Below are 25,278 nucleotides of genomic sequence, written 5' to 3' on the forward strand. Positions count from 1 at the left end.
GCTTGCCTCCTGAAACATCGGACTTCCTTGTCCACAGCGGTCCGTCTTATCAGAACTTCTCAATCACCGTACGGCTGATGATCTCGTCCTGAACTTCCTTACATAATTCAACGAAATAGGCGCTGTAACCCGCGACGCGGACGATCAGGTCGCGGTATTTCTCCGGCTCCTGCTGGGCCTTTTTCAACACCTCGTTATCGACGTAGCTGAACTGCATCTGGCCGTTGCCAAGAATCGACGCGGTGCGCAGCAGCGTAATCAAGCCGTGGCGACCTTCCGGAGTATCCAGCAGCCCTTTGAGGAACTTGAAGTTGTGCACCATGCCGATGTTCATGGTTTCCACGTTCATCTTGCTCACCGACTTGATGATCGCCGTCGGGCCTTGCTTATCCGCGCCCTGGGTTGGGCTGATGCCATCAGAGAGCGGCATCCACGCCAGACGGCCGTTCGGCGTGGCGTTGGTTAGCTCACCGATTGGCGTGTTGTTGGATATAGACAGGGTGCCGTGGCTCAGGGTGGAGTAGAGCATTTTGTACTTGCGGCACTCGCGCTCGGTCCATTCGGTGATATCCAGCGCGTACTGGTCAACGTAGTTGTCATCGTTGCCGTATTTCGGCGCGTTCAGGCAGTCGCGGCGCAGCGCTTCAAAGCCTTCAAAGTTCGCCAGCATCGCATCGCGCATCTGCTCGAGGGTATATTTTTTATCCTCGTACACCAGTTTGCGAATTGCGGCCATCGAGTCGACGTAGGTGGCCAGACCGGAGAAAATCAGCCCCGGACCGTGGTTGATCATCGCGCCGCCAGCGGAGACGTCTTTGCCTTTTTCCATGCAGCCTTCCACCAGCAGCGACATCAGCGGTTTTGGCGCCACGTCGCGGTGGACGCGCTGGCTGATCACCGTACCGATGGCCGACAGGCGGACGATATGGGCGATCTGTTTTTTCACTGCCGCGTCAAATTCTTCGAAGGTGTGCAGGTCGCGCAGGTCGCCGGTATCCAGCCCCTGATAGCTATCGAACAGCACCATACGGCCACGGTTGAGCACGAACTCGATGGCAATCGGCCACTGGGTGTAGCCGGTGGAGGTCCACTGGTAGATGCGGCCAGATTTCTGCGGTTCCACGCAGCCCATCAGGCAGTAGTCGCGGGCGTCTTCGAAATCGAAGCCTTTACGCAGCATCATCTTGATGTGGGAGTCATCGAAGTGACAGGCCGGGAAGCCCATGCCCGCTTTCACCACGTCGACGATTTTTTCCATGTACTTCTGCGGCGACTGGTTGTGAATACGGCAGGCCAGCGACGGCTGGTACACCTTCACGAAGCGCACGGCATCCATAATCAGGTAGGTCAGGTCGTTACAGGCATCGCCGCCGGAACGCTTCTGGCCGCCGACGGTCAGGTTGATAAACGGCTGGTAGCCAGCGAAATATTTCGCGCCCAGCTCGCTGGACATCCACATCAGCTCGGCGCACTTGATGATAAACGCCTGCATCAGCTCCAGTGCGGTTTCGTGGGTCAGGCGGCCTTCACGGATATCGGCTTCAAACATCGGGTAGCAGTACTGGTCAACGCGACCCAGCGACAGGCCGGTCTGGTTTTCTTCAATCTCAAACAACGATTCCACCGTCCAGATGCTTTGCAGCGCTTCCTGCAAGGTTTTCGGTGGATTGGCCGGGACGTTCTGGTTCACTTCGGCGATGGTCAGCAGTTCGGCGCGACGCTGAGGATTTTGCTCCAGCGCGGCCAGTTCGCGAGCGCGGGCGGCGATACGGTGGGCGTAGTTAATCACCCCTTCGCAGGTTTCAATCGCCGCTTTGTAGTAGTAAATACGATCGATATCTTCCGGGTTTTCCATGCTCAGGCTGGCGAGCTGTGCCTCGGCATCCGCTTTAATGCCGTTCATGCCTTTGGTGAACAGCAGCACGTCATAGCCCGGACAGGTGTCGCCGCCGCCGTTGATCTGGTGGTAGGAGAGGTCGCTGACGAAGGTCTCGCCGCTGAACGCCCAGACGCCCGCTTCACGGTACTGTGCTTCGCAGATCTCATCCAGCGAGCGGCCTTCCCAGAACGGGACGATCTCTTCGCGGATGGTTTTCTTGTCTTCTTCGCTGATCTCAAATGGATCCTGCGGGCGCGTGCTCATGGTATCGAGCTCGTCGCGCACCCAGCGCCAGGCGATATCCGGGGAGAAGGCGCCCGCACGCGGCTTGCCGCACGGATGGCCGACGATCAGCTCGTCGTCCTGAATCAGAATCGGCGCGGTTTCGCAGGCGTGGCGGAAGGCTTTGGCGCGCAGCAGAATGGTCGGCATGCCTGGATTGGCTTTCACCACTTCGGTAAAGGCCAGCGCGCGGTAGATAGAGACGCTCGGACGCACGGTCAGGTAGTGGTTGCGCAGGCGCTGCATGCGCGGAGTCAGGCCTTCCGTGGTGGGAGTTTCGCTTGCGGCGGCGAACGGCACGGCGGCGACTTTCTGCTCGCCGCTGAACAGACGCACCGGAAGGCGCAGGGCGCTGAGGTTTTGCTGCGCGCTGAGGAACATGGCGGAAAGTTCGTTGATACCCGCGTTTTCAAGGCTCGCGCCGTGGAGCAGGGCATCGAACATCGGGTAGCCGTCGATAGCGCTGGCGGCGCGGACTTCGCTCAGCTCTGCCAGTTTAAACCACAGGCATTCGACGATCTCATAGGCTTGCGCTTCATTCAGCGTGCCGTTGGCGATGTCGTGCTGGTAGTACGGCAGCAGCGCTTTGTCTGCGCCTTCCGGGTTGACCGCGTAGCTGCCGTTATCCAGCTGGAGCGCCAGCTGGAACAGGTAAAATGCCTGGCAGGCTTCTTTGAAGCTGCGCGCCGGGTGGGCTGGAACATGGTGCAAAATAGCGGCGCTGTCGAGCAGTTCGGCCTTACGGTAGGCGTTGGTCTCTGCGGCGGCGAGCTGTTCCGCGCTGGTGGCCAGGTTCTGCGCCAGCGCCATCAGCGCGTCGCAGGCGTAAATGGCCGCGCGACAGCCGTTAACTTCGTCCATCCCGCTGCGGCTAACCGCGCTGCCGAGCGTACGGGTCTTTTCTTCCAGCTGGTGTTTAATCGCCAGCACGCCTTTCTCTACCACCAGCTTGTAATCCGGGGAGTCGAGATCGCTGTTCAGATTCAGAAACTGGAAGACGGATGGGCGGCGCGCGGCGTTTTCGTCGTGGAAAATCGCCCCGTGCGGCTTGCGGGTCTGGTTGCCGACGATCAGCTCATCGGCGCTGATGGTCAGCGGCAGCTGGCGCATCAGTTCATAGAAACGGCGCGCCGGTTTAACGGCAGCGGGAACGCCGGCAATATCGCCGTCCAGGCCGCTCAGAATGGCGGCGTGCTCGGTGCACAGGGTGCTGGCGTGTGCCTGTAAACGTTCAGCCAGCACTTTGACGCGCGGCGTTAAGCTATAGTGTGCCATAGGTAAGATTCTCCAGTTCTTGTTCTCAGCGGCAGTGGGCGGCGCTGCCGCTCCATGCCTGGCGATAGAGTTCGGTTAAAGCCTGGGCGTCCGGCGCGCGTGGGTTGGTCGGGGTGCAGCTATCGCGCAGCGCCTGGCCGACCATTTCCGCCAGTCGGCGCTCAAAATCGGCGGCATCAATGCCGGTTTGCTGTATTCCCGTCGGCATCGTCATTTCTTCTTTCAGCGCCGCAATAGCGACCAGCAGGCTGTTGACCCCCTGGCGAGTCGTGGCTGCGGGCAGATCCAGCAGGTGAGCCAGCCGGGCATATTTATGGGCGGCGGCGGTGTCGCACTGACCCTGATAGTCCGCATTCCATGCCACTACGCTCCCCATCAGCAGGGCGTTGGCGCGGCCATGCGGTACGCGGAATACGCCGCCGAGCGCATGCGCCAGGCTGTGGGTGATGCCCAGCGAGGCATTGGTAAACGCGATGCCAGCCATGCAGGAGGCGTTGTGCATTTTTTCTCGCGCCAGCAGATCGTGTCCGTTGCGCCAACAGGTGGGCAGATAACGGAACACCTGCTGCACCACTTTCTCGGCCAGCGCGTCGGAAAAGTCGCTGGCGGCGGTGGAGACGTAGGCCTCCAGCGCATGGCACAGGACATCCATACCGGTATCGGCGGTGATGGCGGGCGGTACCGAGGCGACCAGCGATGGGTCAAGAATGGCGATATCCGGCAGCAGCGACGGGTCAACCAGCACCAGCTTTTCGGCATGGGCTTTGACCACTGAAAAACTGGTCACTTCCGAGCCGGTGCCGCTGGTGGTGGGGATCGCCACAAACTGCGGGCGTTCACGTCCTGCCTCCGGACGGGTCTGCGCCAGAGCGAAAATAACCGCCTTGGCGGCGTCAATCACGGAGCCGCCGCCCAACGCGATGACCAGATCCGGCGCGCAACTGTCCATGCGCTTCATCCCGCGCACCACGGTGGCGATATCCGGGTCGGCCACCACATCGTCCCAGACCTGCATGTCGATACCGCGCTGGCGCAGGATGTCGGTCACCCGGGAGGCGAGGCCAAATTTCACCATCGCCTGGTCGGTGACCAGCAGCGCACGCTGAGCGGGCACGTCGTTCAGGGCGGCAAGCGCGTCCTGACCAAAACGGATCCGGGGTTTCAGCAAAAATTCACTCATTGGGTTATTCACTCCTTACGCGTCCCGAAAGACGTTCTCGACAATGGCAACCACCGACATCGCCTTGTAACGGTCCTTGTTAAGCGCGAAGTACTCTTCCGCCAGCACAATGTCGTGCATGCCTGCGCCGACGCTGTCGACGGCAACCCAGGTGCGGTTCTTCATCGGCTGCTGATCGTCGTCCAGTTGGGTTATCAGCAGCAGGTTGCTGCCGCGTAGCTCATCGCATTTCTGCGTGGCGACGACATGTCCGGTTACCTTTGCGAGAATCATCGTTTTTATCGCCTTATATCAATGCGTTATTTGCCTAAGCGCTCAAGCACCTGGCGGATGACGCGTTCCACGTTTTGCTCGCTTATCTCGCCTTCCTGCTCTGTCGTCGCGCTGGCGAAGCGGTTATCGCTTGCGCTAGCGGCGGCAGGGGAAGGGGAGGTGAAGCGCGCGTCGTCGAGGATGCTGCGGCGCGGGTCGACCGACTGGCTGACGATCGTCGGCTGTGGCTCGACGCGGCTACCCGGTGCGCGCAACTCGTCAATGGAGCGCACGCCGTAGCCCACTTTGCGGATGTTCAGCAGGTTCATCGGCCCGACGTTATCGGAGCTGGAACCGCCGCCGACTGCACCGCAGCCCAGTGTTAACGCGGGAGAGATGTTGGTGGTCGCGCCAATGCCGCCGAGGGCCGCGGGGGTGTTGATCAGAATGCGGTTAACCGGTTTTTCGAGGCAGAACTGGCGGATAACATCCTGGTTACGGGTGTGGATCACCAGCGTGTGGCCGAGGCCTTCGTTGGTCAGCAGTTCCATCACGCGGTTGCAGGCCGCTTTCCAGTCCTCTTCCACGTACAGGCCGAGTACCGGACACAGTTTTTCTCGGGAGTAGGGGTTGGTGTGTGAAACGGTAGTCTGCTCGGCGATCAGCACGCGGGTGCTGGCCGGGACGCAGAAGCCCGCCATCTGGCTTAAATAGAGTGCCGTTTTGCCGACCACTTTCGGGTTGATCGTGCCGTTCGGGCGCAGCAGCAGGGCTGCCATTTTCGCCGCTTCGCCTTCGTTCATAAAGTACGCGCCCTGGGCTTCCAGCTCGCGATGAACCTCGTCGTAAATGCAACGTTCGACGATGATCGACTGTTCGGAGGCGCAAATGACGCCGTTATCGAAGGTTTTGCTGGTGATGATGTCTTTCACCGCGTGGTGGATATCGGCGCTGCGCTCGATAAACGCCGGGCCGTTACCCGGGCCGCCGCTGATGGTTGGCGTGCCGGAGGCGTAGGCGGCGCGCACCATCCCTTCACCGCCGGTCGCCAGAATCAGCGACACCTCTTTGCTGTGCATCAGCTCGGAGGTGGCTTCCAGCGTCAGTTCAGTGATGCCGTCGACGATCCCCGCCGGTGCGCCCGCCGCTTCGGCCGCGCGTTTGACAATCTCGATGGCCTTCCAGCTGCACTGACGCGCACCCGGATGAGGCGAGAAAATAATCGCATTACCTGCTTTCAGGGCAATCAGCGTCTTGTAGATAACCGTCGAGGTAGGGTTGGTGGAAGGCACCAGCGCGCAGATAACGCCGAGCGGCACGCCCACGTCCATCACTTTTTTCTGTTGATCGTCATGAATGATGCCGACGGTCTTCATATCTTTGATGGCGTCGTAAACGCGCAGCGAGGCAAAACGGTTCTTCAGGACTTTATCCTGCCAGTTGCCGAAGCCGGTCTCTTCCGCGGCCATTTTCGCCAGCGCTTCGGCATGGTGCGCCGCTTCCTGGGCCACGTTTTTCACGATGGCGTCGATTTGCTGCTGTGAAAAGGTGGCCATCACGGCTTGTGCCTTTTTGGCGTTGCGCACCAGTTCTCGCGCGTTCTGGCGAGAGAGCAAATCGGTATCCAGTTCAATCATGAGTCTATCCTTCATCAGACTAAAAGAGTGCAGACGGGGCGTGCCCTGTCAGGTCATGCTTTATGCTGCGACGCGATTTTTTCGATATCGTTATGCGGACGCGCAATCACGCGGGAAGTGACCACTTCGCCGATGCGTTTTGCCGCTTCCACGCCGGAATCCACCGCCGCGTTGACCGCGCCGACGTCGCCTTTCACCATCGCGGTGACCAGCCCGGAGCCGACGTTTTCATAGCCAATCAGCTCAACGTTGGCGGCTTTACACATCGCATCTGCCGCTTCAATGCAGGCCACCAGACCTTTGGTTTCAATTAAGCCAAGCGCTTCTTTCATCATGTTCTCTCCGGTTATTCGGCAATTTTGTAGTGAGCGACAATCTTGTTGATGTCGTTATGCGGACGCGCGATAACCAGTGAAGTCACCACTTCGCCAATGCGCTGTGCGGACTCAACGCCGGAATCTACCGCCGCTTTCACCGCGCCGACGTCGCCTTTCACCATCGCGGTGACGAGGCCGGAGCCGACGTTTTCGTAGCCAATCAGTTCAACGTTGGCGGCTTTACACATGGCATCAGCCGCTTCAATGCAGGCCACCAGCCCTTTGGTTTCAATCAGACCTAATGCATCACCCATTTGCGTTCTCCTGGCCTTAAGCCTTGTGTTTAATGACAATTTTGTTGATGTCGTTATGCGGACGCGCAATCACCAGCGACGTCACCACTTCCCCGATGCGCTGTGCGGACTCGACGCCGGAATCCACCGCCGCTTTCACCGCGCCGACGTCGCCTTTCACCATCGCGGTGACCAGGCCGGAGCCGACGTTTTCATAGCCAATCAGCTCGACGTTCGCGGCTTTACACATCGCATCCGCGGCTTCAATGCAGGCCACCAGACCTTTGGTTTCGATAAGCCCCAATGCATCACCCATGGCTCTCTCCTCAGAACAGGTTGTGATTTAAGGAAAACCGGCCGTGTCACGGCGTTAACCCACGGCTGCGGCGTTCGAATGTCACTATAGGGGGGGAGAATCTGGATGGAACTTAAATCCGATAGATGTAATTATTTAGGATATAACTCTGTGATTTAGTCTTTTTAGGGCGTCTATTTATGTCTTTATGCTGTAATGTCGGTGCTGATTTGGTCTTCAATAAGGCGATTTTTAGCCCGCTTTTTCCGGGGGGATGAAATGTTATTGGATTGCTAAATGATTTCAAAAAAGGGGTAACATAGCGCGGGGATTAGTGTGGCGAGGCGCAGGTTTCCGATGGCAGGCTAAACGCAAAAAATGCGCTTTTTAGCCGGTGATGAGGTGAGGCCTGGAGGGGATGCGTCGCCGATCACAGTTTACAACAGGGTTTGATAACGGGAGGAAAAGTCATGCTGCAGGGATTGAATCATCTGACGCTGGCGGTCAGCGATCTGGCGTTAAGCCTGGCGTTTTACCAGCGGTTACCTGGAATGCGTCTGCATGCCCGCTGGGATAGCGGAGCCTATCTCTCCTGTGGGGCGCTGTGGCTGTGCTTGTCGCTGGATGAGCAGCGGCGTAAAACGCCCCCTCAGGAAAGCGACTATACCCACTACGCCTTCAGCGTGGCGGAAGAAGACTTTGCCGGGGTGGTGGCTCTGCTGGCGCAGGCGGGGGCTGAGGTATGGAAAGATAACCGCAGTGAAGGGGCGTCTTACTATTTTCTCGACCCTGACGGCCATAAGCTGGAGCTGCATGTGGGGAATCTGGCGCAGCGGCTGGCCGCCTGTCGCGAACGCCCCTACAAGGGGATGGTCTTTTTTGATTGACGGGTTAGTTCAGCTTACTGCCGGATTTCAACGTGCAGATCCACAGCGGTGAATTGATAGAGCTGAGCAAGATAGCCTTTTCGTTGAGCTTCTGAGCGTTGAGAAACAGCCCGTCGTGGCTGTCGGACATCTCGCGCATAAAGTAGTCGAAAATCACGTTCGGCGATTCATCAATCGAGGAGGCGCTCGATTCCCACTGATTGATGCGGTAATGACGCTCGGTGGCCGAGATGCGTTTGCTGCTGTAGGTAAACTTCACGTAGCGTTGCAGGTAGAGCCAGCCGGCGGCGGAGTCGGTGTAACCTTCGACCACCATCGAGCCTTTACCCTGCGCGCCAAAATTGAAGTGAATATTGCCGTTAACGTTCTCTTTGTCCATGTTCTCAAAGCGCATGATGCCCTTAGTGGAACAGCTCATGACACCCGCGTTGTCGGCAGGCAGCAGCCGCCAGGCGCTAAACGCGGCGGCGGCAATAAATACCAGAACGCAGAGGGCAAAGAACGGACGCGGCGCGAGTCTCATTACGGCTTCCAGGAGTAGTAAAAGTAGTTATCGCAATAGCTGAACGGGTTATCTTCATGCATGGCGCAGTGGGCAAGGAACACGCGCCCCAGCCCGTTGGTTTCGAGCCGGTCGCCGTAGAAGAAAAGAAAACGTTCACCGGGTTTACAGGTAATATTCAGCCGCTGGCGCACCTCATCGAAGTTTTTGCCGTAGGACTCTTCGCTGACCGAACGTCGCATTTCATCGCTGGCCAGCAGTTCGCACTGGCTATGGCTCAGGCGGGTCAGCGCGATAGGCTGGGATTCACTGATGCCGACCAGACTGAAGGCAACCAGAAGCAGGGCAATGGTGAGCAAGCAGGCTCCGGCCATGTACCAGCACATCCCGCGAGCATGTGCGGAGCGCGGTGCGTCTGGCGTTGTCGCAACGGGCGGCGATTCGGCAGGCGTCTGTTGTGGTGAAACCGGCGGCGCGTCGTCCAGCGCTTCGATAATGACCTCGGGATTAAGCTGCAAATAGCCGCGCGAGACGGTGACGATGATGTTATCGACGCCGTAATGGCGAAAGGTCTTCCGCAGCATGCTGAGATACTGGTTCAGATTGCTGTTGGATGAGGTTAATCCATTGTCATCCCAGACTTTTTTCAGAACATCTTCCCGGCTGACAATCTCGGTATGGCGCAGAAAATAGTTAAACAGGGCGCTGGCGGTGAGGGATAGCTGGCTGTCCGGTTCATCGCTTTGCGGCAGCGTCAGGGTTCCGTCGGTGGCGTCGTAGATAAAACGGGCATTGATGTTGTAGCGCATCGCGGCCTCAGTCTGTGCTTCACGCGGGAAGCGTCATTTTATTCAGGGAGTCAACCAGCGCGCGACGGTGGTCGGCGCTCATGGTGATCCCTTCCGTCAACTCCGAAAGCCAGATGCCGTCAGCGGCGTAGCGCACCAGCGTGCCGGTTGGGCTGTTATCCAGCTCATCGCCCTGCGCCAGTTTCTCCAGCATCCAGTCGCGCCAGCATTTGCGCAGCACCGGTTCATCGGGCATCGCCAGCGACAAAACCATAAGCTGGCGGCTTTCATGGGTGTCCGTGAGATCCGCCAGATAGTTCAGATAGGCGCGGGTAAACCGACCGTAGCTCACGCCATCCTGTTGCATCAGCGCGGTAATCGCTTCTTCCATGATCGCCAGCAGACGCGCGAACAGGGCGAATATCAGCGCCTGCTTGTTCGGGAAATGGTGGATAAGACCGCCTTTACTGACACCTGCCTCGCGGGCAACGGCGTTCAGCGACAGTGCGGCAATGCCATCCCGACCAGCAATCATTGCCGCGGATTCCAGCAATTGTTGGTGCAGACGGACCGGATCTTTCTTGCGGTGTTGGGCTTCCATATTCATGGCCCGAATCATACCGACCAGACGGTATGATTATTTTTGACGACGATCAAGGCGTACGGGATGTCAGTAGATTGAATGTGGTTAATGCGTGAGAGGTCACAATTCGTAGTATGAATCAGGCAGTTATCACCCAGGGGGCGTTTTGGCAAAAAAAACGCGGTGAGGGGGCTCACCGCGTTCGAGCGTTTGTGACAATAACGACTTACTTCTGCGCGGCGCTTTTGGCCTTCGCTTTGGCGTTGTCACAGGCGGTCTGGTTTTTCGCACAGGCGTCTTTTGCGGCTTTCGCCTCTTTCTGTGCGTTAGCTTTCGCCGTGCTTTTGGCCTGATCGCACTGCGTAGGGTTGTCCTGGCAGGCGGTTTTCGCTTTGCTGACAGCCTGACCGTTAGCCGCCGCTGCTGCGCCGCAAATCAACATAGCGCATGCTCCCAGCATCAGAGTGATTTTTTTTCATGGACTTACTCCGCTGCCGCCTGGGCCAGATCGTTCTGTACCTGCTTACGCTGCTCTGCTGTCAGCACCTGGCTTAAGTCGAAGTAGTATTTCACTTTGTAGTAGCGTACCTGCTGGTCAACTTTGCTGAATGCCGCCAGCTGCTGCTTCACGCCCGCTTCGTTCCATTTACCGGACTGGATCATATCGATGATCATGCCGTCTTTAACATCTTTCATGGAGATAGACTGAACGTTTTTCTCCAGCTGCTGGTGCAGTGTTTTGATTTTAGAAACCTGAGCATCGGTCAGCTTCAGGTGCTGAACAATCGGGTCCTGAGCTGGAGCCGGAGCGGCTGCGACATCAGCGGCCTGAGCGGTGAAGGTTGCGCCAGCGAGCGTTGCGACCAGTAAAGCCGTGCGGGTAAATTTTTTCATTGTAGTCATCCATAAAGCATTTGAATTGACGCCGAAGCATCAGACGGGGGAGTCCCCATTTATTGTCGGGCTAATAATAGGTTGCCTGATGCTGACGATGCTTGCGGATTGTTGTGTCTGTTGGTAACGATGGGAAACAATGACTCTGTGAAATCATCCTTTTTTACGTATTAAGACCGTCTTAATCTTTCGCGCTCTCCCTGCTATTTCAGCAGCAAACCCGGTGTCTGTGGAAATGCGAAATATCGCTAAGCATTTGCGGTTTTTGTCGCAGTTAAGCCATGCTAATCAATTTTTTACCTTTATATAACAATCACTTTCGTTAAAGGATATTTCGTTATAAGCCATAGCGAATCGTTATTTGTGCCGATGAAGACGGTGTGGGAGCGTAAAAAGACAATACAAAAACAGGGGTATCCAGAAAGATTATGGCAAAGACAAAACAGACAGTAGCACAGCTCGCGATCGTGACCGGCCTGGTGGCGGCCAGCTTCACGACCTTTACCGCTCAGGCGGATCAGCTGGCGGATATTAAGGCGAAAGGGGTGGTGAAAGTCGCCACCTTTGACGCGAACCCGCCGTTTGGCTCGGTGGATGCCAAAACCCATGAACTGGTGGGCTACGACGTTGATTTCGCCAAAGCGCTGGCAAAATCGCTGGGCGTGAAGCTGGAGCTGGTGGCGACCAACCCGGCCAACCGTATTCCGCTGTTGCAGTCTGGCAAAGCGGATCTGATCGTGGCCGATATCACCATCACGCCGGAGCGCGCGCAGGTGATTGATTTTTCCACACCGTACTTCGTCACCGGTCAGCAGTTCCTGGTGCCAGCGAGCAGCGGCGATAAGCTCGACGATTACAGCAAATCGCGTATTGGCGCGGTGAAAGGCACCACCGGCGAGCAGACGCTGCACCAGCGCTTCCCGCAGGCGCGCGTGCTTTCCTATGATGATATTCCGTTGGCGCTGACCGCGCTGCGCAACGGCAACGTGCAGGCGATTACCCAGGACAGCACCATTCTGGCGGGCCTGCTGGGCGAAGCGCCGGATAAAGCGAAATTCAAAATTCTGCCGGATCTGCTGAGTAAAGAAGAGATCGGCGTGGGCGTGAAAAAAGGGGAGCCGGCGCTGTTGAAGGCGGTGAACGATGAGCTGGTGGCGCTGGAGAAATCCGGCGAGGCAGCCAAAATTTATGATGTCTGGTTTGGTCCTTCCACGAAAGCGCCGCAGCCGCGTTCCTTTACCATAGAAGCAAAATAATATGTTGTCGGCTTTACTCTCTCGTTCCGCGGCGAAGGCCGCGGATTTTTCACATCTGCAGAACGCCAGCGTGGAGTTCCGTCAGGTGGTGAAGGAATACGGCAGTCATCGCGTGCTGAACGGCATCGATTTGACGATTAATCCCGGCGAAGTGGTGGCGATCCTTGGGCCTTCCGGCTCGGGAAAGTCGACGCTGATTCGCCTCATCAACCAGCTTGAAAGCCTGAGCGGCGGCGAGATTCTGGTGGACGGCAAAGCCACCCGCCAGCTCAACGGCCGGGCGCTGCGCCAGCTGCGTAGCCGGATTGGCTTTGTCTTTCAGCAGTTCAATCTCTATGCCCACCTGACGGCGGCGCAAAACATTATGCTGGCGCTGGAGTCGGTTCACGGCTGGACGCGCAGCGATGCGCATCAGCGGGCGCTGGCGCTATTACAGCAGGTGGGGCTGGCGGAAAAAGCGGACGCTATGCCTTCGCAATTGTCGGGCGGGCAGCAGCAGCGGGTGGCGATCGCCCGGGCGCTGGCTTCGTCGCCGCAGATTATTCTGTTTGATGAACCGACTTCGGCGCTGGATCCGGAAATGATTGGCGAAGTGCTGCACGTGATGCAGTCGCTGGCCCACAGCGGTATCACCATGATCGTGGTGACGCACGAAATGCAGTTTGCCCGCGAAATCGCCGACAGAGTGGTGTTTATCGACGGCGGCGACGTACTGGAAGTGGCGCCGCCAGCGGCGTTTTTCGCCCGGCCACAGCATCCTCGTGCGGTACGTTTTCTACAGAAGGTGCTGGATCCGCTGCATCAGGAGCGGACGGCGTGATGAGCAATTTCGACTGGCTCGGGGTGCTCAGCGGGCAGCCTCTGCAATGGATTATTTCGGGCTTTCTCACCACGCTGTGGGTTTCCCTTGCGGGAATTGTGCTGGCAAGCGTACTGGCGACGCTGTTTTTGCTGCTGCGGCTGGCGGGTGGTCGGCTCGGGCAGGGCATTACAGGCTGCTGGGTGTCGCTGTTTCGTAATACGCCGCTGCTGGTACAGCTGCTGTTCTGGTACTTCGCGGCCTGGAACTTTCTGCCGCAGGGGATGCGTGATTTTGTGAACGATCCGCATGACTGGTCGATTCTGCCCGGCGACGTCTGGTGGTTGACGCCGGAATTTCTCTGCTCGGCATGGGGGCTTGGCGTTTTTACCTCGGCGTTTCTGATTGAGGAGGTGGCGGCGGGGCTGCAAAGCGTACCGAACGGGCAGCGGGAAGCGGCGCTGGCGCAGGGTTTTTCCACCGCCGGGTTGCTGTGCCACATCCTGTTGCCGCAGGGGCTGGCGAATGCCTGGCAGCCGGTGGTCGGCCAGTATCTTAACCTGATGAAGCTCTCGTCGCTGGCCAGCGGTATTGGGTTTGCCGAGCTGACCTATCAGGTGCGGCAGATAGAGAGCTACAACGCGCATGCGCTGGAAGCCTTTGCCGTGGGCACCGTGCTGTACCTGTTTACCGGCGTCGTGCTGGGGCTGCTATTGAGCCGCCTGGGGCCAAAGCCAGTAGGGCAGGCGAAGCGGCGACGTCAGGTTAGGGATGTGCAGGGAGGGATTCAGCATGAACGCTAATCTGGCGGTCATTGTCGATAACCTCGACTATCTGCTGTGGGGGCGACTGGCGGACGGCGAACCGGGCGGCGTCGCGCTGACCCTGATGATGGCGCTGGGGGCGGGCGCATTAGCGCTGCCGGGTGGCGTGTTGCTGGCCTGTGCGGCATGGCGATTCCCCGGCATCACGCGGCGTTTACTGTACCTGTGGGCGGAGATTATTCGCGGTATTCCGCTGATATTCGTTATCTTTTGGCTGTGGTACCTGTTGCCAATGCTGACCGGCAGCGATTTACCCGGCGCGGTCACGGTGACCTTAGCGCTGGCCTGGTTTACCGCGGCGTCGGTGATGCACTCGGTGCTGGCAGGGCTGCAGGCGTTGCCGAAGGGGCAGTATGAAGCGGCACTCACTCAGGGATTTAGCGCCGGACAGAGTCTGCGGTTAATTCTGTTGCCGCAAACGCTGCGCAACGTGCTGCCGTCGCTGGTGGGGATTTTCATCAGCCTGCTGAAAGACACCTCGCTGGCGTTTATCGTCAACGTCCCGGAGCTGACGACCGTAGCCGGGCAGGTGAATAACCGCGTACAAATCTACCCGACGGCCATTTTTGTCTTTATTGGCGTGGTCTACTATCTGCTCTGTTTTGGGCTGGAAAGGGTGGCGAAGCGCTGGCAGCGTCGAGTGACGGTATAAAAAAACAGCCCGGCGTCGCGTGATGCTCAGCCGGGCTGGGATGTTATTTGGTCAGGTCCGAATTAAACGTTCTTACGTTCAATGGTTTGCTCGCCCCAGAACAGTGCATCTTTGTCTGTTTTACGGAAGGCCAGCTCAAGAACGGCATCGCTGCCTTCTTCCCAGATTTTTTCTGCGACTTTTTCGTCATACTTTGCGAGTTCAAAAATCGCTTCGGCAATTTCCGGCGAGGTATTACGCAAGCTCGCCCATTCACCAATATGATGTGCTTTGCCTTCTTGTGTGGGCATCTCTCTTCTCCCTTAATTAGCCTTTGAGTTTAACGGCCAGGCCAGCGACATATTCACCCTGATAACGGGCAATCGACAACTCTTCCTGGCTTGGCTGGCGTGAGCCGTCGCCGCCGGCAATGGTCGTAGCGCCATACGGCGTGCCGCCGCGAACCTGCGAGATATCAAACAGTTCTTGCGCCGCATAACCGATCGGTACAATCACCATACCGTGGTGGGCGAGCGTAGTCCAGGTGGAGGTGATGGTTTGTTCCTGACCGCCGCCGGTGCCGGTTGAGCTAAACACGCTGGCCAGTTTGCCGTACAGCGCGCCGGAGGCCCACAGGCCGCCGGTCTGATCGAGGAAGGTGCGCATTTGTCCGGCCATATTGCCGAATCGGGTTGGCGTACCAAAAATAATGGCGTCGTAATCGGCTAACTCCTGCGGCGTGGCGACCGGGACGGCCTGCGCTTTGCCGCCCGCTTTGGCGAACGCTTCTGCTTGCATGGTTTCCGGTACGCGCTTGACGACGACATCAACGCCGTCCACTTTATTTGCGCCTTCCGCGACGGCTTTAGCCATCGTCTCAATGTGTCCGTACATGGAATAATAGAGCACCAGAACACTTGCTTTTCCACTCATCTTAACTCTCCTGTGTCAAATTCGTTGGTTACGTAACAAGCTTCATTAAGCATAGCCCGTGCTGACGGATTCGCTGCATCACGCCAGTAAATTCTCGCTTAAACAACGCGATTGCCTGTTTTTTAGACGAAGGCCGGCTCTGCGGTGCATCAAAACAGTAACTCATTAATAACTATGATAAATAATATTGGCGATTAACTATTTATTTGGTTGATTGTTATCAACAACTTTTGCGCCTCATTCCCGGAGAATATGCGCTGGTGGGTCACACACAACGGTAGGTGCATGAAGAAACAAATAGCGGCGGCTGTCATGATGGGCGCGAGCCTGCTGGCGATTTCGCTGGTATCAGCCCCGGCGATCGCGCAGGACGCGCAGATGGCCACTCAGCAAATTTATCAAGGCTTCGGCGTGACGGTCACCCGGCAGGGCGATAGGGTGACGGTGAACGGCGCGGCGGCAGAGAAGGCGGAATATAACGCCGATGCAGACGTCTATATTCAGGGGCCGTACCGGTTGGTATTTCACAAGCGCACCGGCAAAGTCCGGCTGATGAAAGACGGCAGCTATGTGGGCGTGCTGAAGTAACCTCGCGATGTGCGGCTGACGCATAATGTCACATTTTTCTGTCGCCGATTTTCCCCCATGATAAGAGTTGATTAGGGGAACACCCCGGCGTCAGTGGGTAAAACCTGACGGCAGATATGTCAAAATATGACCAGCTGCCGTTTCACATCCCTACGGCGACTATGCTTATCACTACCGCGTTATATCGCGGGTGATTACGCTTTTCATCTACGTAATGCACGATGTCGTTCTCTCAACTGGAGGTCAGTAATGGCAAACCATCGCGGCGGTTCAGGTAACTTCGCTGAAGACCGGGAAAGAGCATCAGAAGCAGGTCGTAAGGGGGGCCAGCATAGCGGCGGGAACTTTAAAAACGATCCCCAGCGCGCCTCAGAAGCGGGCAAAAAAGGCGGGAAAAATAGCCATGGTAGTCATCGCGGCACCTAACGGCGCATGACGTAATGGTTTCTCACCTAACCGCCGGTTTTACCGGCGGTTTCTTTTTCCGGTTGAAGCCGGCCCTCGCTAGCCGCAAAATAGGAGAAAATCACAAGGAGAGGGCGTATGGCTCTGAATGCAGTAAAGAAAAGCGGCAAACGTTCTCAGGCGGTTAGCGCCAAAAAGCAGGCTATTCTCACCGCCGCGCTGAACACCTTTTCCCAGTATGGGATCCATGGCACGCGCCTCGATCAGGTTGCCGAGCTGGCCGGGGTGTCAAAAACCAACCTGCTCTACTATTTCCCGTCTAAAGAAGCGCTGTACGTTGCCGTGATGCAGCAGATCCTCGATATCTGGCTGGCGCCGCTGCGTGCTTTTCGCGAAGATCTGGCACCGCTGGTTGCCATTAGCGAATACATTCGTCTCAAACTTGAGGTATCGCGTGATTACCCGCAGGCGTCGAAGCTGTTCTGTCTGGAGATGCTGCAGGGCGCGCCGTTGGTGATGGATGAACTGACCGGCGATTTAAAAACGCTGGTGGCCGATAAATCGGCGATTATCGCGGCGTGGGTGAAGAGCGGAAAATTGGCGCCCATCGACCCGCATCATCTGATTTTTATGATTTGGGCGACCACCCAGCACTATGCCGATTTTGCCACTCAGGTGGAGGCGGTCACCGGGAAAACGCTGCGCGACGAGGCGTTCTTCCAGCAGACCGTCGAAAACGTCCAGCGGATTATCATCGACGGCATTCGCGTACGCTAGCTGGCCGGCGGCAGCGGGCAGCTCAGGTCGCCCTCTTCACATTGCAGCAGCGAGGCGAGAAAGGCTTCACGTTCGTTGGTTTTATCCGTCAGGCACTGATTGTTGACCATCGGCTGCACGCTGCCGCCGTGGCTGCTGGAGCTCATAAACGCGCAGTCCGCGTCGCGTAGGGCAATCCACGCGCTCTGGGCCTTCTTGAGTAAATCGCGCTGCGCGGGCTCGGCGCGCTTGAGCACGTCCTGCCAGGTTTGATTCAGCTTCTTATCTGCCGCCTGATATTGTTCAGCGCTGCAGCTGTTCAGCTCGGCCTGCGTGTTGGCGTTGTCGCACGCGTCTGCCAGTGCGTAACTGCTGGTGAGCAGCAGGGCGAGAGCCGATAATGCACGTTTCATTCGATAACTCCCCAAAGTATTGCTACAGAGTCCAGGCTCTGGATATAACACGATTTTACCCCGGAATCTCCTCTTACCACCGTGTGTTTTTCTGATTTTGAAAGCCAGCGCAATGTTCGGATAGACGCCTTGGGTGTAGAAGGTTGATCATCCCGCGCTGGGTGCGTGTGTAGACTGAAAAAGGGAGAGCGTCAGCGATGACGGGCATGGAAAGTCAGGTTCGGCTGGGGCTGTTTACTCTGGCATGGCCAATATTTGTCGAACAGCTGCTGCGATTAATGCTCGGCTACGTCAGCGTCTTCATGTTAGGGCACTATTCGGATGAAGCGGTCGCCGCCACCGGGGTCGCTAATCAGATCCTCGCCATTTCGGTGATCTTCTACGGTTTTCTCACCGTCGGTGTACAAATCGTGGTGGCGCAGCTATTGGGCGCGAAGCGTTTTCGGCGCGTTGAGCGGGTGATTACCAACGGTTTGGTGGTGGCGTTTCTGATCGGCGTCGCGATGAGCCTGGTGTTTGTGCTGTTTGGCGATGCCTTCCTGCGGATGCTCGGGCTAAGCGATGAGCTGGTGGTGGTTGGTTCGCCGTTTATCCGCATCATCGGCGGTATTTCGGTAATTATCGCGCTATATTCGTCAATCTTACCTATTCTGCGTACCCACGGCTTTGTGCGTCAGGCGATGCTGGTGCCGATCACCGTCAGCGTGGTAAACGTGGTATTTAACTACCTGTTTCTTTACGGCCAGCTCAGCTTTCTTGGGCTGGGCGTCACCGGCGTTGGGATCGCGGTATGCATTGCCAACGTCATCGGTATGCTGATGTCGGCGTGGATGCTGAAAAAATACATCGGCTACGTGTTTCGCTGGCAGAAGCTGCGGCAGTGCTCGCGCAAAATGCTGGGGGCGATTCTGCGTTTTGGTCTGCCGTCAGCCGGGGAGAATCTCTCCTACGCCGGGTCGCAACTGGTGGTGACCGCCATTATCGCCTTTCTCGGCACCGAGGCGCTAACCACCAAAGTGTATGCGTCAACCATCAGCCAGTTCGTGGCGCTGTTTGCGATGTCGATAGGCCAGGCCTCGCAGATTATTATTGGCCGCGCAGTGGGGGCGAGGGAAATAGAATCCGCCTACCGGCAGGGCGTTAAAAGTTGGCGGCTGGGGCTGCTGGTGGCTTTTTCTCTCAGCCTGATTATCTTTTTGCTGGCCGAGCCGATTATGCAACTCTTTACGCCTAACCCGCAGGTTATCGCCCTGACCAAAAAGCTGTTTATGTTGTCTATTTTGCTCGAGCTTGGGCGTGCGACCAATATCATCGTGATCAGCAGCCTCAACGCCACCGGCGATGTCCGCTTCCCGTTTATTTGCGGCATTATTGTGATGTGGATTGTCAGCCTGCCGTTCTCATATCTGCTGGGTGTTTATATTGGCATGGGGCTGGTGGGGGTGTGGCTGGCCTACATTATTGATGAAGGGCTGCGGGCGATGCTGATGTATCGTCGCTGGCACAGCCGGGTGTGGACGACGAAGTCAATGTTCTAAGGGGCATAAAAAACCCGGCTTTCGCCGGGTTTGAGGGGTTAACCAATCGTCATCAGGCTGGCGTTACCGCCTGCTGCCGCGGTGTTCACGCTGAGCGAGCGTTCATGATACAGACGCTCCAGCAGCAGGTTGGTTTCTCCACGCGCGAAGCCCTGTACCGAAACAATCGCGCCATCGCGCGCCGCAATCTGCTCGCACAGTTTGCGCAGCTGGTCGGAGTCGCCGTGGTAGATTGCCGCGTCGAAGAAGCTGTTCATCAGCGTTTCCGGTTTGGCAAAGTGCAGACGTTCAGTGACCGCTTTCGGCAGCGTTTTCGCCAGCTCGCGCTGCAACGGCGCGTCCGGCCACAGCACTTCACTACCCACCGCCATCACCGCCGCCAGTTGGGTCAGCAGATCCGATTCGTTATCCGCGACGCACAGCACGCGCTCGCGCGGCACCAGCGTCCAGGTGTTGCGTTCGCCGGTCGGCCCCGGCAGCACGCGCTGGGTTCCGGCCTGCGCCAGCTCGCCGTACTGCTTGCTCAGCGCCAGCAGTTCCGGGCGATCCGCCATCCATTCCTGCAATGCGAGCAACGGTTTTTCCAGCAGCGTTTTTAACTGACTATCGACAACCTGACCGGCGTCCTGACGCGCCAGCGTGGTGGCGAGCGCCGTTTCCGGACGACTTGCCAGCAGGCGGTACAGATACATCGGGCCGCCCGCTTTCGGGCCGGTGCCGGAGAGCCCTTCGCCGCCGAACGGCTGCACGCCTACCACTGCGCCCACCATATTCCGGTTGACGTACAGGTTGCCGACTTTGGCGCTGCCGGTCACCTGGGCGATGGTTTCATCAATACGGGTATGCACGCCCAGCGTCAGGCCATAGCCGGAAGCGTTAATCTGTTCGATCAGCGTATCGAGCTGGTTACGGCTGTAGCGCACGACGTGTAGCACCGGGCCGAAGACCTCTTTTTTTAGCTCGTCGAAGCTTTCCAGCTCGATAAGCGTCGGTGGAATAAAGGTTCCGCTCTGCCATTCGCGGCTGTCTTCGGCGTTCTCACGGGCGGCCTGGAATACCGTACGTCCCTTCGCGCGCATGGCCTGAATGTGCTGCTCGATGCCCGCTTTTGCTTCAGCGTCGATAACCGGCCCAATGTCGGTGGTCAGACGGCCCGGGTTGCCCATCCGGCACTCGGCCATCGCGCCGCGCAGCATGGTCAGGGTGTGGTCCGCGACATCGTCCTGTAAGCACAGAATACGCAGCGCCGAGCAGCGCTGCCCGGCGCTGTCGAACGCCGAGGCGACCACGTCAACCACCACCTGTTCGGTGAGGGCGGAGGAGTCGACGATCATCGCGTTCATCCCGCCCGTTTCGGCGATAAGCGGCGTCGGGCGGCCCTGTGCGTCGAGGCGGGTGGCGATATTGCGTTGCAGCAGGCTGGCCACGTCGGTGGAGCCGGTGAACATCACGCCGCGTACGCGGGCATCGGCGGTCAGCTGCGCGCCGACCGTTTCACCGCGTCCCGGCAGCAGTTGGACGACGCCAGCCGGCACGCCGGCTTCCAGCAGCAGCGCGATACCCTGCGCGGCAATCAGCGGCGTTTGCTCGGCGGGTTTCGCCAGCACGCTGTTACCCGCGGCCAGCGCGGCGGCAACCTGGCCCATAAAGATGGCCAGCGGGAAGTTCCACGGGCTGATGCAGACTACCGGGCCTAACGGACGGTGGGTTTCATTATCAAAATCGTCACGCACCTGACCGGCATAGTAGTGCAGGAAGTCCACGGCCTCGCGCACTTCAGCGATGGCGTTGCTGAAGGTTTTTCCGGCTTCACGCACCAGGATGCCCATCAATGGCTGCATCTGATCTTCCATCAGCACGGCGGCGCGTTCCAGAATGGCGGCGCGCTCCTGCGGCGGCGTCGCGAACCAGATTGGCGCGTTGTTGACCGCGCTTTCCAGCGCCTGTTCCACTTCCTGCTCGCTGGCTTCACGTACGTAACCGACAATGTCTTTCGGTTCCGCCGGGTTAATTACCGGCGTCATATCGCCATCGGCAACCGGGTTCTCCAGCATCGGTTTGGCCGTCCACTTGTGCAGCGCACTGTTGAGCAGCGAGGAGGAGAGCGACGCCAGGCGATGTTCGTTGGCGATATCCAGACCGGCCGAGTTAATGCGGCCTTTACCGTAGAGATCGCGCGGTAGCGGGATTTTCGGATGCGGCAGACCGGGTGTACCTTCCTGCAGCGCCATTTTCTCCACGGCCAGCACCGGGTCGGCGACCAGTTCGTCCAGCGGCAGGTTGTGGTCGGCGATGCGGTTAACGAAGGAGGTATTGGCGCCGTTTTCCAGCAGACGGCGGACCAGATAGGCCAGCAGCGTTTCGTGCGTGCCGACCGGCGCGTAAATACGGCACGGACGGTTCAGCTTGCCATCAGCTACTTTACCCACCACCTGTTCGTACAGCGGTTCGCCCATACCGTGCAGGCACTGGAACTCGTACTGACCAGGATAATAGTTATTGCCGGCAAGCTGATAAATCGCCGCCAGAGTGTGGGCGTTGTGGGTGGCAAACTGCGGGTAGATCAGGTTCGGTACGCCGAGCAGCTTTTTGGCGCAGGCCAGATAGGAGACGTCGGTGTAAACCTTGCGGGTGTAAACCGGGTAGCCTTCAAGGCCGTCCATCTGCGCGCGTTTGATTTCGCTGTCCCAGTAGGCGCCTTTCACCAGACGGATCATCAGGCGGCGACGGCTGCGGGTGGCGAGGTCTATCAGATAATCAATAACGAACGGGCAGCGCTTCTGGTAAGCCTGGATAACGAAGCCAATGCCGTTCCAGCCCGCCAGCTCCGGTTCGAAGCACAGTTTTTCCAGCAGATCGAGGGAGATCTCTAAACGATCGGCCTCTTCGGCGTCGATGTTAATGCCGATATCGTACTGACGGGCCAGCAGGGTCAGCGACTTCAGGCGCGGATAGAGCTCATCCATCACGCGGTCGTACTGCGCACGGCTGTAGCGCGGGTGCAGGGCGGAGAGTTTGATGGAGATCCCCGGGCCTTCATAGATGCCACGGCCGTTGGAGGCTTTACCAATGGCGTGGATCGCCTGCTGATAGGAGACCATATAGGCCTGCGCATCGGCGGCGGTCAGCGCGGCTTCGCCGAGCATATCGTAGGAGTAACGGAAGCCTTTCTCTTCCAGCTTGCGGGCGTTAGCCAGCGCTTCGGCGATGGTTTCACCGGTGACAAACTGCTCGCCCATCAGGCGCATCGCCATGTCCACGCCTTTGCGCACCAGCGGTTCACCGCTCTTGCCGATAATGCGGTTCAGCGAGCGCGACAGACTGGTTTCGTTATGGGTGGAGACCAGCTTGCCGGTAAACAGCAGACCCCAGGTCGCGGCGTTGACGAACAGCGACGGGCTGCGGCCAATGTGTGACTGCCAGTTGCCGTTGCTGATTTTGTCGCGAATCAGCGCATCGCGGGTGGCTTTGTCCGGAATACGCAGCAGCGCTTCCGCCAGACACATCAGCGCCACGCCTTCCTGAGAGGAGAGGGAGAACTCTTGCAGCAGGCTTTGCACCATGCCAGCACGACCGCTGGCGGTTTTCTGGTTGCGCAGTTTTTCCGCTAGCTTCCACGCCAGCTGATGCGCCTGTTCGGCGATCGGTTGCGGCAGACGGGCTTGCTCCAGCAGCATCGGCACGGCGTCGGTTTCGCTGCGACGCCAGGCGGCGGTGATCGCGGCGCGGGTCACCGACTGGGGCAGGATTTGCTCGGCAAATTCGAGGAACGGCTGGTGGTTTTCTTCCGCCGGATGGCCAGCTTCATCACTTTCATTGGCAGCGCCGGACAGCAGAGCAGGTAGCTCCGGCAGGACCTCATCGTTTTCCAGCTTTTCCAGATAATTGAAAATTGCCTGCTTGATCAGCCAGTGAGGGGTACGGTCGATTCGGGTCGCCGCACTCTTAATTCGCTCACGCGTTGCGTCATCCAGCTTAACCCCCATGGTGGTGGTGCCCATGCCATCTACTCCTGTTGCTCGGTTGTCATATTATTTTGCGTAACAGGAATATCCACCATGTTGCAACTTTGTGCAACCGTGTTAAATGTGACGCCCGTTGCAGGCTTAAAAATGAATTAATTGTTAATGGCAAAACTTATGATAAAGGCGGTGAACAATACGCGGTAAGACGTGATTTTATGCGCTACTTAACAGATATTCCCGGTGCAACCCGAAAAAGCGTGAGGGAGTGCAACCTATAGAAAAATGCTATCGCTGCCCTGGTGCATTCAATGTAAATGCGGTGTTAAATCGTTTGTGAAAAAATTCGGCTTCCGTCAGGATACGGTCGCTTCAAATTATTGCCCCGTTCCGGCAATGATAAAAACGGCAAATGGGAATGTTGCCGACGCATAATTCTGGAGAGTTGAATGACTATAAGCACACCGATGCTGGTGACCTTTCTTGTCTATATTTTTGGCATGATCCTCATTGGCTTTTTTGCATGGCGCAACACCAAAAACTTTGACGACTATATTCTCGGCGGCCGCAGTCTCGGTCCCTTCGTGACCGCGCTTTCGGCGGGCGCCTCTGATATGAGCGGCTGGCTGCTGATGGGTCTGCCGGGGGCGATTTTTATCGCCGGGATTTCAGAGAGCTGGATCGCCATCGGCCTGACGTTAGGCGCGTGGATCAACTGGAAACTGGTGGCCGGGCGTCTGCGCGTGCACACCGAAGCCAACAACAACGCCTTAACCCTGCCGGACTATTTCACCGGTCGCTTCGAAGATAACAGCCGCGTGCTGCGGATTATCTCCGCGCTGGTGATTCTGCTGTTCTTCACCATTTACTGTGCCTCCGGGATTGTGGCCGGCGCTCGCCTGTTTGAGAGCACCTTCGGGATGAGCTATGAAACCGCACTGTGGGCCGGCGCGGCGGCGACGATTCTCTACACCTTTATCGGTGGTTTCCTCGCGGTGAGCTGGACCGATACCGTACAGGCGAGCCTGATGATTTTTGCCCTGATCCTGACGCCGGTTATCGTGATCTTTGCCGTTGGCGGGCTGGGTGATTCGCTGGAAGTGATTAAGCAAAAGAGCATTGAGAACGTGGATATGCTCAAAGGGCTGAATTTCGTGGCGATTGTTTCGCTGATGGGCTGGGGGCTGGGTTACTTTGGTCAGCCGCATATTCTGGCGCGCTTTATGGCTGCGGATTCCCACCACAGCATCGTGCATGCCCGTCGTATCAGTATGACCTGGATGATCCTGTGCCTCGCTGGCGCGGTGGCGGTCGGTTTCTTCGGCATTGCCTACTTCCAGAACAACCCGTCTGTTGCGGGCCCGGTCAGTCAGAACGCCGAGCGCGTGTTCATTGAGCTGGCGCAGATTCTGTTTAACCCGTGGATTGCCGGTATCCTGCTGTCAGCCATTCTGGCGGCGGTGATGTCAACGCTGAGCTGCCAGCTGCTGGTCTGTTCAAGCGCCATTACCGAAGATCTGTACAAGGCATTCCTGCGTAAAAACGCCAGCCAGAAAGAGCTGGTGTGGGTAGGGCGTCTGATGGTGCTGGTTGTCGCGCTGGTAGCGATTGCGCTGGCGGCTAACCCGGAAAACCGCGTACTGGGCCTGGTGAGCTACGCATGGGCTGGTTTTGGCGCGGCGTTCGGGCCAGTGGTGCTGTTCTCGGTCATGTGGTCACGCATGACGCGCAACGGCGCGTTGGCGGGGATGATCATCGGCGCCGTCACCGTGATCGTCTGGAAACAGTTCGGTTGGCTGGGCCTGTACGAAATTATCCCGGGCTTTATCTTCGGCAGCGTTGGCATCGTGCTGTTCAGCCTGCTGGGTAAAGCGCCGTCGGCCAGTATGCAGGAGCGCTTCGCCAAAGCGGACGCGCATTACCACTCTGCGCCGCCGTCGCGTTTACAGGAAGAGTAAGGTTGTAGGGATAATCTGCACCGAATGGCCTGATCGCGCTACGCTTATCAGGCCTGTTTAAACCCGCGGCTCCGCGGGTTTTTTTACGCGTATTGCTATAGCGCGCTAGTGATAATTAACGCAACTATATCCCCGCTATTCTTTTACATCT

The 25,278-nt window shown here is 57.8% G+C and carries 26 protein-coding genes; 10 read left to right on the plus strand and 16 right to left on the minus strand.

Annotated elements, in window-relative coordinates; all coding sequences use genetic code 11:
* Positions 1-49: 49 nt before the first annotated feature.
* Genes cutC through K7B04_RS14185 form a run of 7 tightly spaced genes read right to left on the minus strand, consistent with a single transcriptional unit; the run spans position 50 to position 7,431 of the window.
* The gene (cutC, locus tag K7B04_RS14155; protein ID WP_223802303.1) at positions 50-3,436 is read right to left on the minus strand and encodes a choline trimethylamine-lyase; all 3,387 of its coding nucleotides are present in this window, start codon (positions 3,434-3,436) and stop codon (positions 50-52) included.
* Between the two features lie 25 nt (positions 3,437-3,461).
* The gene (locus K7B04_RS14160; protein ID WP_223802304.1) at positions 3,462-4,616 is read right to left on the minus strand and encodes a 1-propanol dehydrogenase PduQ; all 1,155 of its coding nucleotides are present in this window, start codon (positions 4,614-4,616) and stop codon (positions 3,462-3,464) included.
* Positions 4,617-4,631: 15 nt separating this feature from the next.
* Positions 4,632-4,889, minus strand: a complete 258-nt coding sequence (locus K7B04_RS14165; RefSeq protein ID WP_163447935.1) for a EutN/CcmL family microcompartment protein — start codon at positions 4,887-4,889, stop codon at positions 4,632-4,634.
* Positions 4,890-4,915: 26 nt separating this feature from the next.
* On the minus strand, positions 4,916-6,505 hold the full coding sequence (locus tag K7B04_RS14170; RefSeq protein WP_163447936.1) for an acetaldehyde dehydrogenase (acetylating): 1,590 nt from the start codon (positions 6,503-6,505) through the stop codon (positions 4,916-4,918).
* A 53-nt stretch (positions 6,506-6,558) separates the two neighbouring features.
* Positions 6,559-6,837 (minus strand): BMC domain-containing protein, encoded by a 279-nt coding sequence (locus K7B04_RS14175; protein ID WP_015585230.1) that lies wholly within the window; start codon positions 6,835-6,837, stop codon positions 6,559-6,561.
* A gap of 14 nt (positions 6,838-6,851) precedes the next feature.
* Complete coding sequence (locus K7B04_RS14180) at positions 6,852-7,136, minus strand: BMC domain-containing protein (protein ID WP_006821084.1); 285 nt, start codon at positions 7,134-7,136, stop codon at positions 6,852-6,854.
* Positions 7,137-7,152: 16 nt separating this feature from the next.
* A complete protein-coding gene (locus tag K7B04_RS14185) occupies positions 7,153-7,431 on the minus strand; it encodes a BMC domain-containing protein (RefSeq protein ID WP_001540796.1) in 279 nt (92 codons plus the stop codon).
* 449 nt (positions 7,432-7,880) lie between these two features.
* Here K7B04_RS14185 and fosA point away from each other — a divergent pair, with 449 nt between their 5' ends.
* On the plus strand, positions 7,881-8,297 hold the full coding sequence (gene fosA / locus K7B04_RS14190) for a FosA3/FosA4 family fosfomycin resistance glutathione transferase (RefSeq protein WP_223802305.1): 417 nt from the start codon (positions 7,881-7,883) through the stop codon (positions 8,295-8,297).
* Positions 8,298-8,301: 4 nt separating this feature from the next.
* On the opposite strand, the gene K7B04_RS14195 is transcribed toward fosA, so the two are convergent.
* The 5 genes from K7B04_RS14195 to K7B04_RS14215 all read right to left on the minus strand — a co-directional run bounded on the left by K7B04_RS14195 (position 8,302) and on the right by K7B04_RS14215 (position 11,064).
* Positions 8,302-8,820 (minus strand): FidL-like protein, encoded by a 519-nt coding sequence (locus K7B04_RS14195; protein ID WP_014839979.1) that lies wholly within the window; start codon positions 8,818-8,820, stop codon positions 8,302-8,304.
* Positions 8,820-9,608 carry a winged helix-turn-helix domain-containing protein gene (locus K7B04_RS14200; RefSeq protein WP_223802306.1) on the minus strand — a complete coding sequence of 263 codons (789 nt, stop codon included), beginning with the start codon at positions 9,606-9,608 and terminating at the stop codon, positions 8,820-8,822. Before K7B04_RS14200 ends, K7B04_RS14195 begins: the two co-directional genes overlap by 1 nt.
* Positions 9,609-9,627: 19 nt before the next feature.
* Entirely contained in the window at positions 9,628-10,206 is a 579-nt protein-coding gene (locus K7B04_RS14205) for a TetR/AcrR family transcriptional regulator (protein WP_064548968.1), read from the minus strand.
* A gap of 190 nt (positions 10,207-10,396) precedes the next feature.
* Positions 10,397-10,612, minus strand: coding sequence for a late histone H1 (locus K7B04_RS14210; protein WP_223802307.1), 216 nt, complete (start codon positions 10,610-10,612; stop codon positions 10,397-10,399).
* A 41-nt stretch (positions 10,613-10,653) separates the two neighbouring features.
* Complete coding sequence (locus tag K7B04_RS14215) at positions 10,654-11,064, minus strand: VirG (RefSeq protein WP_053390145.1); 411 nt, start codon at positions 11,062-11,064, stop codon at positions 10,654-10,656.
* A gap of 428 nt (positions 11,065-11,492) precedes the next feature.
* On the opposite strand from K7B04_RS14215, the gene K7B04_RS14220 reads away from it, so the two are divergent.
* The 4 genes from K7B04_RS14220 to K7B04_RS14235 are packed head-to-tail and all read left to right on the plus strand — an operon-like array spanning position 11,493 to position 14,595.
* Positions 11,493-12,320: an ABC transporter substrate-binding protein gene (locus K7B04_RS14220; protein ID WP_053390146.1), complete on the plus strand. Its 828-nt coding sequence runs from the start codon at positions 11,493-11,495 to the stop codon at positions 12,318-12,320.
* Between the two features lies 1 nt (position 12,321).
* The gene (locus tag K7B04_RS14225) at positions 12,322-13,140 is read left to right on the plus strand and encodes an amino acid ABC transporter ATP-binding protein (RefSeq protein WP_053390147.1); all 819 of its coding nucleotides are present in this window, start codon (positions 12,322-12,324) and stop codon (positions 13,138-13,140) included.
* Positions 13,140-13,922: an amino acid ABC transporter permease gene (locus tag K7B04_RS14230; protein WP_163447942.1), complete on the plus strand. Its 783-nt coding sequence runs from the start codon at positions 13,140-13,142 to the stop codon at positions 13,920-13,922. Before K7B04_RS14225 ends, K7B04_RS14230 begins: the two co-directional genes overlap by 1 nt.
* The gene (locus tag K7B04_RS14235) at positions 13,912-14,595 is read left to right on the plus strand and encodes an amino acid ABC transporter permease (protein ID WP_053390149.1); all 684 of its coding nucleotides are present in this window, start codon (positions 13,912-13,914) and stop codon (positions 14,593-14,595) included. Before K7B04_RS14230 ends, K7B04_RS14235 begins: the two co-directional genes overlap by 11 nt.
* Positions 14,596-14,657: 62 nt before the next feature.
* On the opposite strand, the gene K7B04_RS14240 is transcribed toward K7B04_RS14235, so the two are convergent.
* Together K7B04_RS14240 and wrbA are read right to left on the minus strand one after the other, a co-directional pair.
* The gene (locus K7B04_RS14240; RefSeq protein WP_053390150.1) at positions 14,658-14,885 is read right to left on the minus strand and encodes a YccJ family protein; all 228 of its coding nucleotides are present in this window, start codon (positions 14,883-14,885) and stop codon (positions 14,658-14,660) included.
* A gap of 16 nt (positions 14,886-14,901) precedes the next feature.
* Positions 14,902-15,507, minus strand: a complete 606-nt coding sequence (wrbA, locus tag K7B04_RS14245; protein ID WP_053390151.1) for an NAD(P)H:quinone oxidoreductase — start codon at positions 15,505-15,507, stop codon at positions 14,902-14,904.
* Positions 15,508-15,792: 285 nt separating this feature from the next.
* Here wrbA and K7B04_RS14250 point away from each other — a divergent pair, with 285 nt between their 5' ends.
* The 3 genes from K7B04_RS14250 to rutR all read left to right on the plus strand — a co-directional run bounded on the left by K7B04_RS14250 (position 15,793) and on the right by rutR (position 17,277).
* A complete protein-coding gene (locus tag K7B04_RS14250) occupies positions 15,793-16,095 on the plus strand; it encodes a hypothetical protein (RefSeq protein ID WP_163447944.1) in 303 nt (100 codons plus the stop codon).
* A gap of 249 nt (positions 16,096-16,344) precedes the next feature.
* Positions 16,345-16,521: a general stress protein gene (locus K7B04_RS14255; RefSeq protein ID WP_053390153.1), complete on the plus strand. Its 177-nt coding sequence runs from the start codon at positions 16,345-16,347 to the stop codon at positions 16,519-16,521.
* Positions 16,522-16,638: 117 nt separating this feature from the next.
* The gene (rutR, locus tag K7B04_RS14260; RefSeq protein WP_053390154.1) at positions 16,639-17,277 is read left to right on the plus strand and encodes an HTH-type transcriptional regulator RutR; all 639 of its coding nucleotides are present in this window, start codon (positions 16,639-16,641) and stop codon (positions 17,275-17,277) included.
* Here rutR and K7B04_RS14265 read toward each other — a convergent pair.
* Positions 17,274-17,669, minus strand: a complete 396-nt coding sequence (locus K7B04_RS14265; RefSeq protein WP_053390155.1) for a lysozyme inhibitor LprI family protein — start codon at positions 17,667-17,669, stop codon at positions 17,274-17,276. The genes rutR and K7B04_RS14265 overlap by 4 nt on opposite strands.
* Positions 17,670-17,866: 197 nt before the next feature.
* Between K7B04_RS14265 and K7B04_RS14270 the strand changes: the two genes are divergently transcribed.
* Positions 17,867-19,207 carry an MATE family efflux transporter gene (locus K7B04_RS14270; protein ID WP_223802308.1) on the plus strand — a complete coding sequence of 447 codons (1,341 nt, stop codon included), beginning with the start codon at positions 17,867-17,869 and terminating at the stop codon, positions 19,205-19,207.
* A gap of 38 nt (positions 19,208-19,245) precedes the next feature.
* Here K7B04_RS14270 and putA read toward each other — a convergent pair whose 3' ends face one another.
* Positions 19,246-23,208, minus strand: a complete 3,963-nt coding sequence (gene putA, locus K7B04_RS14275; protein WP_223802309.1) for a trifunctional transcriptional regulator/proline dehydrogenase/L-glutamate gamma-semialdehyde dehydrogenase — start codon at positions 23,206-23,208, stop codon at positions 19,246-19,248.
* Between the two features lie 410 nt (positions 23,209-23,618).
* Here putA and putP point away from each other — a divergent pair, with 410 nt between their 5' ends.
* Positions 23,619-25,127, plus strand: a complete 1,509-nt coding sequence (gene putP / locus K7B04_RS14280; RefSeq protein ID WP_163447948.1) for a sodium/proline symporter PutP — start codon at positions 23,619-23,621, stop codon at positions 25,125-25,127.
* Positions 25,128-25,278 lie beyond the last annotated feature (151 nt).

The organism is Kluyvera sp. CRP (assembly GCF_019930565.1).
Lineage (GTDB): Bacteria > Pseudomonadota > Gammaproteobacteria > Enterobacterales > Enterobacteriaceae > Kluyvera > Kluyvera georgiana_A.